The organism is Arcicella rosea (genome assembly GCF_040543805.1).
Lineage (GTDB): Bacteria > Bacteroidota > Bacteroidia > Cytophagales > Spirosomataceae > Arcicella > Arcicella rosea.
Genome location: NZ_JBEUMS010000004.1, coordinates 350,998 through 361,647, shown reverse-complemented (window position 1 = coordinate 361,647; position 10,650 = coordinate 350,998). Strand labels below are relative to the sequence as shown.

Here is a 10,650-nt window from a genome sequence, read left to right as displayed (position 1 = left end):
AAGAAAAAAAGAAGCAAAAAAAGAAAAATATTATAGTAGTAATGTTTTTTCTGTTCTTAGAATATTAATAATAAGCAAAAGTAAAGGTTGGAGTTTTCCCTTCGCTTGGCGTAGTGTGTTACACTACGTCAGAGTGTACAGCAATGTTACATTGCAAAAATGCAACGCATTTAGAAGTTTATCACACTTAACTATTTAAGAATATGCCACAGGGTTATCAAATCTATGACCAGTCGGGTCTCTATTACCTAACGCTCCAAGTGATTGATTGGGTGGATGTTTTCAGTAGAAAAAACCATCGAGATATAATTATTAATAGTTTAGATTATTGTAGAAAAGAAAAAGGCTTGCAAATCTATGCTTATGTAGTAATGACCAATCATATACATTTGCTAACAATGGCAAAGGAAGGTAATTTATCAAATGTTATAAGGGACTTTAAGAAATTCACGGCATCACAAATTTTAAAGGCAATAGCAACAGAACCAGAAAGCCGTAGGGATTGGATGCTTAAACGATTTGAATTTGCTGCAAAGAGTAATGTGAGGAGTAGTTTTTATCAATTTTGGACGCATGAAAATCATGCTATTTCATGTATCAAAGCAGATTTTACCAAACAAAAATTAGATTATATTCATAATAATCCAGTACGAGCAGGTTTTGTAGAAAAACCCGAAGATTGGTTATACAGTAGTGCCAGAAATTATGCAGGATTGAGAAGCCTTATTGAAATAGATTTTCTTTAATAAAGTTTTGCAATTCGACAAACTTATAAAATGCGTTGCATTTTTGCAATGTAACATTGCAGTTCACTCTGACGTAGTGTAGGAACACTACGCCAAGCGAGGGCAGTCTTCAAGATACAGAATTAGAAACCAGTAGCCTCTTTAGTAAAATATTAGAAGATACAGGTATTGATGTTTGGGAGGTTTTATGAAAATATGCGAATAATACAAAAAAGAATAATCTTAACAACCAGAGAGGCAAATGCTGGTGATGTATTTCAAATAGAAATTGTACCATCTTTTTCTGGTAATAGTAAAAGACCAATAAGATTTAGAGTGACTATGACTAATCTAAAAACGGGAGAAATTACTCCATGGAGTATTAATAATCCATAAATATTATGCAAAATATAGAAGAAATAGAGCAACAAATTACAATAGCTACTTTAACTGTTTTTGAGCAAGTAAAATGGGATGAATATATATATAATGCATATTATATGTATCCCGGAATAAGTAAAAAAATGAAACTTACATTATTATACGAAAATAATGAGCTACCAATTGGGCATCTTATTTCAAGTGCTGAATTATTCAAAATAGACGATGCAATTGATCCTATCGATGACTATTATCTTGAATCACAAGGTTCGGATAGTACTCGTTTTAACAGAATTACTTATCGTATTTTTTCAGATGGTAAGATAGAATCAAAGTATTTCTGGGATGGAGAATACTACCTTGATAATTTATTCTCAAGGACAAGAGTTTTTCCTCAAATGTTAAATGAACGGATGTTGATGTTGATGTTTGAAGGTCAATTTAGAAAAAAGAGATGGGACTCCGCTATTTTTGAATTTAATATAGCAGATGGACAAGTAAATTTTAAAGGAACTGCTTCAAACAAGCGTTTTAAAGAAATTCCTGTTGAGATTACTTTAGCATCATCAGATGTTGAGAATATTATTGAACATCATCAAAAAACCAATGAAGGAGAGCTAAAAGATAGATGGAAACCATGGAATAAACTAGTACTCCGAAGTCCACATAATGATATCGACTTTGATAAAGATGTTGACTATCTTTTGGAGTAAATTTTACATCCCTTCGCTTGGCATAGTGTTACTACATTACGCCAAGCGAAGGGCATTTGTCAAAGTTATAAGTAACAACTACTAAACCAGAAATTTTAGCACAACCAATGAAATCTACGTTCACCAAAGTCATACTTTTCTACCTGCCTATTATGCTATTATTAATGGCTTGTAATGAAGAAATTATTATCTCAAAAAGTTCTGAAAGGAAAATTACTAAATTTAGTTTTTCAGGCTTAACACCTGTGGTTGATGCTACCATTGATGAAGCCAATAAAAAAATTACAGCTGTTGTTCCTGCTACGGTAGATATTAGCAAATTGATACCCTCTATTACGGTATCTCTCAAAGCAAAGCTTTCACCAGAAACTGGTAAAGCACAAGATTTCAGTAATGATATTACTTATACCGTTACGGCAGAAGATGGTTCTACGGCTACTTATAAAGTACAGGTAAGTCGTACAAAATTATCGGCAAAAGATATTTTAAGTTTTTCATTCAATGATTTTTCACCAGCAGTCATTGCCAAAATAGATAATACTACCAAAACTATCACAGCAACTGTATCTAGCACGGCAGATTTATCAAAACTAAAGCCCAATATCGCCGTTTCAGAACGAGCCAAAGTGACTCCTGCTTCTGGGACAATCTTAGATTTTTCTAAGCCAGTCAGCTTTACCGTCACTGCCGAAGACGGTAGCACACAGGTTTACACGGCTACGATTACTAAAGAAGCACCAGTATCGACCAGTACTTTACCAAGTTCTATTACTTACATACCAAATCCGTTAAGAGTCAGTGTGAAATCAACTATTAAATTGACATGGGAAAAAGGCGTATTAACAAAAACAGTTGAAAACAATGGGACTTGGATTGTAGAGAAAACCTTTAAGAGAGATAAAAATGGCTTGATTACAGAAATTGAGACTAAATATGATGATGGAACGGTATCGTCAGATACTTATACTTATAATGCAAGGGAAATGGCTATTATAGCAGGAAGAACGAGATATACTTATAACGATGATGGCTTCTTAATCCAAAGCCTTACTTCTGGAGGTAATTTTGGAACAGATTCATTTGTAAACATAAAATGGTATACTCAACATAATGCTGCTAGCGAGACATACGATGGTTCTTTGTTGAATACTATTACTTCATTTTCTAACGTAAAGAATCCTCTTTGGGAGATAACCAAACAAACACAATTTTTATTAATAGATACTTATAACTACAATACAACATTATTGTATTTAGGAGAGACGTTACCATTTTACTGGTCTTTAAAATATAGCTCAGGCACACAGACAAGAGCAGATATTACTCCAACCTTAGATTCACAAGGTAGAGTTACAAGAATTGTAGTAAACCAAGGATATGCACTTGCTCAGGATATGTCAATTAGTTATGAGTAAGGGGGAATAACAAGACTTGTTGGTAAAAAATACCAAGAAGGGCGGAATTATCTGAACATTGTTAGCTGGTGGATTGCTGACGAAAGGCTTGGTGGTGAAAACACCACCAAGGGTGGTATATAATTCGACATAACTGAAATCACAAACCAATGGATATTCCCAAGGATAAGAGTATTTTGAGCCTACATTAAAAATCTCTTGCAAAGAATCTAAGGCTCTGTATTATATACTCATGTCATGACTCATTAAATTATTTTGAGTAAAAGCAATCTGCTGTCAGTCATGCCATGAGAGTAGATTCTCCTACGACTCCTAAGGCAAAAGAGCATCCCACTCTAAAACGATACAATTATTCTATAAGAATATTCTATAAAAACTAAATCTATTGCTCCTTTTCTATTGCTATAATAATCTCCACAACTGCCATGAAGCTATTCTTATGATCTAAATGCAGTTTGCAAGCCTATTTTGCAGTTTACAAGAAACTTGTTTTTGCCAAACAACTATTATAGTTCTTTTGTGGCATAAACATTTAAATTTACAACCATGAAAAAATTACACTACTTGTTAGTCTTTCTTATTTGGGGAACGACTTGTTTTTCTCAAGACCATGAAAAACTTCCTGCAAAACCTTGGGAAGAGATTGTTGAAATAAATTATAATTTTCCAAAAATAACCAAATGGGGCACCGATATCTATGTTAGTTTAGAAGGAAATTATACAAAAGAAGATTCGATAACCATCGGTAATGTTTTAAAGAAATTAGATGCGTTAACAGAAACAATTGCAATCCAATTTTCAAAATCAGAGAAATCAAATATTAAAATTAATGTTTTAAATACTGTTGTCAAAGATGGGAATAATTATACAACTGGTATTTTTGGGCCTCAAAAGCAACGGCAAAGATATACAAGTTGCGAGCTTTATATTTATAGAATTGATGACATAACGACGGATTTAGAAATTAAAAAATCTTGGGAATCCCGAATAGCCAAAACATTGGTCGGAGGCAATTTTGCCTATCCACCAATAGAAGAAAAAAGGAATAGTATTTTTAATCCAGTATATAAACAATCAAACAGCAATGTTCCTTTAAATGATGAAGACAAGGCAATTATTAGAGAAGTTTACAAAAAAGGCTTCGAAGAAAGACTGGCAAAAGCAGAAAGTCAATTTAAAGAAAGTGTCTTAAAAAAGATAGAAGACGCTAAAATTTTCAGTAGAGACGCTTCTTTATGGTGGGTAAAAAACCCAGTGGCTATTATATTTTTACCTGCACTTATTTTAATATTATTAGGATTGTTTTTTATTCATAAAATATATCAATCAGTCAATGTTAAAGTAAAGAACGATTGGCTTTTGTTTGGTATTATAGCCGTAATAGCATTAGTATTGGTAGATGTAATAATTGTGTTCTGTATCTCTTTTTATGATTTTTTAACGATACCTGATGATTATCAAAAAGTTCCAATCATTAGATATGACACTATCATATCAACTACTTTATTGCTAGTAATTTTATTTCCTTTTCTCTATTTGTTTCGTTTTATTGAGTTGAAAATTCAAAAAACAGTAAAAAACTTATTGGCAAAGACTGGATTAATCTTTTTATCAACGGGATTTTTGCCTTTTGGATGTTTGCTGATTTACTTTTTTATCTTGAAAAATACACTAGATTACCGACAAGATTATTTAGCTTTATCTCAAATATTTTTACTTTTAATGGCAACTGCATCACTCAGAGCATTAATAGGTTATTTTCTTTTTAAAGAAAGATATTTAATAATAGAAAATGAAACAAAGCTTGCCAATTTAAGAGAACTAAAAGCGAAAGCCGAATTAAAATCGTTACAATCCCAAATAAATCCCCATTTCCTGTACAATTCTTTAAACTCTATTGCCAGTTTAGCACCTGTAGATGCTCAGAAAACTCAAAAAATGGCTCATTCATTATCGGATTTGTTTAAATATTCCATTAACAGAAAAGATAAGAAAACAAGTACGGTTCATGATGAAGTTGAAATGGTGAAAACCTATTTAGACATAGAGAAAATTCGTTTTGGTGAGCGTTTACAATTTTCCGTAACAGTAGATAAAGATTTAGAAAACCATGAAATCCCTTTATTTTTAATTCAGCCATTGGTGGAAAATGCAGTGAAACACGGAATTTCAAGAAATGAAGGCATTGGCAAAATTGATTTACAAATTGCAAAAGAACAAAATGAGATTAAGATTTCGGTAAGTGATAATGGCCCTGATTTTCCAGAAGGTTTATTAAGTGGACACGGCTTGCAAACGGTTTTTGATTTGTTGCGATTGACCTATGGAGACAAAGCCACTTTAAACTGGACAAATACACCACAAAAAATGATTATTATTACAATTCCTGAATCTATCTAACATGAACAAACGCTATTCCACTATCATTATTGACGATGAAGCACCTGCTAGACTAGGTTTGCTTAATTTACTAAAAGAATTCCCTGAAACGTTTGATGTTATTGACACAGCTCAAAACGGAACGGAGGCACAGCAAAAAATTGAAGCATTAAATCCTGACATTATTTTTTTAGATATTGAGATGCCCGGTTGTACTGGTTTTGAATTATTGGCACGGTTAAAAACTATCCCAATGGTTATTTTTTGTACGGCTTACGACCAATATTCTTTAGAGGCTTTTGAAACCAACAGTATTGATTATTTAGTTAAACCTGTTAAATCAGAACGTATTGAAAAAACCGTTCAGAAATTAAAAAACTTTCATATTAAAAGTTCTTCCGATGAGCTTCTAAAAGTTTTAAAAGAGATTACCAATAGGAAAGAACATAAAAGAATGACTTCTATCACGGTTAAAAAAAACGATAAAATCATTTTTATAAAACTGGAAGAAGTGTCCTATTTTGAAGCTGATAGTAATTATACAACCATCCATTCAGAAATGGGAACGTTTTTAAGTACAGAAACAATTGCAAGCTTAGAAAACAAATTGCCCGATAATTTTTTACGCATTCACAGGGGAATAATTCTTAACAAAGATTATATCAAAGAAGCCCAGAAATATTTCAACAGTAAATTCATCATTACGCTGAATGATACTAAAAACACAAATATTACTTCGGGAAGAAGTTACTCAGAAAGTATAAAAATTAACCTTGGATTTTATTAATAATACCGTCAGTCATACCATGAGTGAACAAGCCTCGTTAGAGAAAGCTACAACAATGGCAGAAATCTTTCACTCTTTTTCCAATTATCTGGCGAATTAATTCGCCAGATAATTGGAAAATATGCACTAGCATACTTTCACTAAAATACCGCTTTAATATGTGTTTCTAATCTAATGAAATCTTCTTCAATCGTTGGATTTTTCATCACATCATAGCAAGCAAAAGTTGGTAACTGTTCCATACCAAAAAAGCGATAATTCATGTGTATCGGGAAAAATAAATCATCTACACTTTTCCCTTGAAATAAGTATTCTTCGGGATTATTGAAGGCTTCCTCTGGCGCATTAAAAGTGGCCGAAAGCATATATTTTTTTCCTTTCTGCACCCCTCCTGTTCCATAATTAGTTTTGGGTGTTTTAGATGTCCTTCCATCACCATCGCATAATATACCCATCATCCCTGCTGTAAAAACTTCATCAAAATACTTTTTCAAAGACCAAGGAATCATCATCCAGTTGGATGGAAACTGTAAAATAATCGCATCTGCCCATTGATGTTTGCCTATTTCCTCATCAACATCCCATGCTTTTACTGAGCTTGTCTTTACCTCATAGTTTTTTTCTTCTAGCAAAACTGTAGCTTTGTGGATAAGTGTTTCTGTAAGTTTCCCTTCTGAAAAAGGGTAATATTCGTGTCCGTTAATAATTAGTATGTTCTTCATTTTTGCATTATTTTATTATTTGCAAAATTATGTTGAACCTCAACAAAGCACTGAAACAAATTACTAGAGAAGCAGATACTTTTTACAGAATCATGGTTTCTTATGATTCTTAAATGCTGTCGGACTTACTCCTACATGCTTTTTAAACATCTTTGCAAAATAGTTAGGATACTCAAAGCCAAGTTGATAGGCAATTTCAGCAATGCTTAAATCCCCTTGTTGAATTCGTTTTTTAGCTTGTTCAATTACAAATATTTGGATAGTTTCAATAGCGGTTTTATTCGTAAAATGCTTAATAATATCGCCTAAATAATTGGGAGATAGCATCATCTGATGGGCAAAATACTTTACACTTGGAAGTTCCTGAACCTCTTTATCAAAGTAAGTATTAAGTAAAAACTGGAATTCTGAAACGATATGATTATACTTTTTAATATCAGTAGAAAATTGACGAGTATAAAAAGATTCTAGTAATGAAATCAACACATGAATGTATGAAATCAGTACGTTTTTGTTTTCCTGAGGCAGTTGGTAATGTTTGTACAATTGATAAAAAACAAGCTTTATTTCCTCCAATTCAATATCATTCATTATTAGGACTTCGTGTTGACCGTACTCTAGTGCATTTTGAAACAGAAACCGATTTTCTTCAATCAGTTTTTTTGAAATCTGCAAATACATGCCATTCACTTCTTGTTGAACATCCCAAGCCAATGGATGTTCAGGACTATCAAAAAACACTCCTTTTATCGCTTGAGGATTATCTGGATTATAGTCAGAAGCATAAATATCAACATAATTAGTTTTGATAGAAATACGATAGAAATCAATCATAATGGGTTCAGAATACAGGCGCATCTTAATTCCATCATACATCCCAATATTGATGTCATTGTCCAAAGGTTTTGGCAAACCAACATATTGATTAAACGCTTCAATGTCTTTATAAACTATCATGAAGTAAAGTTAAACATTTCAGATAAATGTTTTTAAATAACTAGTCGATGGCTTTTAGTCGTTTAATCACAACAATTTCAACTAATCCCAACAACAACCTACAATTTTATAAACCCTTTCCTGTAAATTTCGGTGAAACATTAATCTGTCACTCTCTATTATGAAAAAAATCCTTTTTATCTGCTTAACATTTATCGCTACAACAAGCTTTGCACAAGTAAAATTGGCTAGGCTTTTCTCCGACCACGTAGTATTACAAAGACAAAAACCGATTCCTGTTTGGGGTTGGGCAAATGCTAATGAAAAAGTAAGCCTTACTTTGGCGGGACAAACACAAAGTACACAAGCTGATGCTTCTGGAAAATGGATGGTTAAGTTTTCTCCTTTAGAAGCTGGCGGGCCTTATAAAATGACGGCAACCGCTAAATCTGGTAATGTTAGTGTAAACGATATTTTGATTGGAGAAGTTTGGTTATGTTCGGGGCAGTCGAACATGGAATGGAGAACCTCGCAAGCCAATAATTTTCAAGAAGAAAAGAAGAATGCTGATTTTCCCAAAATCAGACATTTCTTCGTAGAGCATGACGTAACCATGACACCACAAGCGGATTTAAAAACGGGCGAGTGGAAAGTAGCTTCTGCTGAAACCATTGGTGATTTTACAGCGGTAGGTTTCTTCTTTGCTCGTGAATTATATCAAAAACTAAATATTCCTATTGGTTTGGTTCATTCTTCTTGGGGTGGTTCACAAGTAGAAGGTTGGATTAGTAAAGAAGCAATGTTGAGCAATAACGAACTAAAAAGTTATGCAGAAAACTTACCGAACAACTGGAAAGATGCCGACCTTTTCCATGACAAAAAAGTACAGAAACAACTTTTAGGGGCGAATATCAATCCAACTGTAGCCGACGAAAAGAAGTATTTGGAAGCTAATTATGATATTTCAAAATGGCATTATGCGGATAATCCGATGGGACAATGGGATTGGAAAGGCATTTGGGCTTATCGTGGTTCGGGCTATATGGCTCGTTATATTGATGTGCCAGCAGAATTTGTGACTCAACAGTCAACTTTGGCTTTAGCTGAAAACGATAGTTATAATGAGATTTATATCAATGGAAAATTAGTGTCCGCTGGTATCATCAAAGGTGTTCGTAAAATTACCGTTCCAATCAATACTTGGAAAACGGGAGCGAATCAACTTGTTGTTAAATTCGGAAAAATGATTAGTTTGCCTTGGTATGGTTTAGGATTACAAGGTTCTGCCAATGATTTGTATGTTGAGGCAGGAAATCAAAAAATTGTCATTTCCAACGGTTGGCGATTAATGCCAGCTTTTGCTGAACCACACGAATATGTACATTTAAGTAATAATATTGGTACAACAATTTACAATGCCATGATTGCACCGATTATACCTTTTGCCATTCGTGGCTCATTATGGTATCAAGGTGAAACTAATGCAGGCAGAGCTTATCAATATCGCCAAAGTTTCCCCTTGATGATTGAAGATTGGCGTAGAAAATGGAACGATGATTTCTCGTTTTACTTCGTACAATTAGCTAATTATGGTGGCTACCAAAACAGTAATCAAGGAAGTAATTGGGCAGAATTGCGAGAAGCACAAACAATGACACTTTCTCTGCCTAAAACAGGTATGGCGGTGATTACAGACATTGGAAATCCTTATGATATTCACCCAACAAACAAACAAGACGTTGGACATCGTTTAGCAATAAATGCTTTGAAAAAAGATTTCGGACAAAACATTGAATACAGTTCTCCAATGTTTGATGCTGTTGCTTTTGATAATGCCAAAGCTACTGTTAGCTTCAAACATATTGCTAAGGGTTTACAAGTAAATGATAAGTTTGGTTACTTAAAAGGCTTTGAAATTGCTGGTGAAGACAAAGTATTCTATTATGCTAAAGCTGAAATTGTTGATAATAAAGTAGTGATTTATCATCCAAAAGGCTTGAAAGCCGTTGCCGTAAGATACGCTTGGGCAGATTCGCCAATGGATGCGAATTTATTTAATTCAGAAGGCTTACCAGCCAATTCATTCAGAACGGATACTTGGCAAGGAGTAACTGCCAATAATAAGTTTGAATAGCTTTAGGCTTTTTATTGTTTGAAAATAAAACCCTTTCAGGTACATTTATATACCTTGAAAGGGTTTTATTTGTTTCTCGATTAGGCTATAAATCCTAAATTGCACAAGATAAGTTTAAGTAATAGGATTATACTAACAGAAAAATGTGTGGTAGTAACCTTTATGGCTTACCGTTTGACTGAAATAAAAAACGGTAACCGTAAAGGTTACCACTACAGATTTTACACACTAAAAAAGCATAATAGATTATAACCAATATTTTTTGCGTACTTACTTAAATAAAAGCTTAGACAATATTCTTGTTACGATATTCGTACTTATTGAGAAGTTTATGATAGACTTGCAAAATTAAGTACTTAAAATAAGTATATTTGCAAGATTTTTTACTCTTAGCTTACAAAGGCAGATAATAATTAATTCCTTAATAGGAATGATAAGAATATAAAAATGGTTAATGT

9 protein-coding genes are annotated in these 10,650 nt (G+C 33.2%); 7 read left to right on the top strand and 2 right to left on the bottom strand.

Features of this window, described 5'->3' with window-relative positions; all coding sequences use genetic code 11:
* The 6 genes from ABID42_RS07770 to ABID42_RS07745 form a co-directional block, all read left to right on the top strand.
* Positions 1-199 (top strand): hypothetical protein (locus ABID42_RS07770; RefSeq protein WP_367283148.1); only part of this gene is annotated, 199 nt, incomplete at its 5' end.
* 4 nt (positions 200-203) lie between these two features.
* A complete protein-coding gene (locus tag ABID42_RS07765; protein ID WP_367283147.1) occupies positions 204-746 on the top strand; it encodes an REP-associated tyrosine transposase in 543 nt (180 codons plus the stop codon).
* Between the two features lie 380 nt (positions 747-1,126).
* Entirely contained in the window at positions 1,127-1,819 is a 693-nt protein-coding gene (locus tag ABID42_RS07760; RefSeq protein ID WP_367283146.1) for a hypothetical protein, read from the top strand.
* A 107-nt stretch (positions 1,820-1,926) separates the two neighbouring features.
* A complete protein-coding gene (locus tag ABID42_RS07755; protein ID WP_367283145.1) occupies positions 1,927-3,234 on the top strand; it encodes an SGBP N-terminal domain-containing protein in 1,308 nt (435 codons plus the stop codon).
* Between the two features lie 546 nt (positions 3,235-3,780).
* Positions 3,781-5,634, top strand: coding sequence for a sensor histidine kinase (locus ABID42_RS07750; protein ID WP_367283144.1), 1,854 nt, complete (start codon positions 3,781-3,783; stop codon positions 5,632-5,634).
* Between the two features lies 1 nt (position 5,635).
* Entirely contained in the window at positions 5,636-6,400 is a 765-nt protein-coding gene (locus ABID42_RS07745; protein WP_367283143.1) for a LytR/AlgR family response regulator transcription factor, read from the top strand.
* Positions 6,401-6,540: 140 nt separating this feature from the next.
* On the opposite strand, the gene ABID42_RS07740 is transcribed toward ABID42_RS07745, so the two are convergent.
* The gene (locus ABID42_RS07740; protein ID WP_367283142.1) at positions 6,541-7,122 is read right to left on the bottom strand and encodes an NAD(P)H-dependent oxidoreductase; all 582 of its coding nucleotides are present in this window, start codon (positions 7,120-7,122) and stop codon (positions 6,541-6,543) included.
* 90 nt (positions 7,123-7,212) lie between these two features.
* Positions 7,213-8,079: a helix-turn-helix domain-containing protein gene (locus ABID42_RS07735; protein WP_367283141.1), complete on the bottom strand. Its 867-nt coding sequence runs from the start codon at positions 8,077-8,079 to the stop codon at positions 7,213-7,215.
* A 160-nt stretch (positions 8,080-8,239) separates the two neighbouring features.
* On the opposite strand from ABID42_RS07735, the gene ABID42_RS07730 reads away from it, so the two are divergent.
* A complete protein-coding gene (locus ABID42_RS07730) occupies positions 8,240-10,192 on the top strand; it encodes a sialate O-acetylesterase (protein ID WP_367283140.1) in 1,953 nt (650 codons plus the stop codon).
* Positions 10,193-10,650 lie beyond the last annotated feature (458 nt).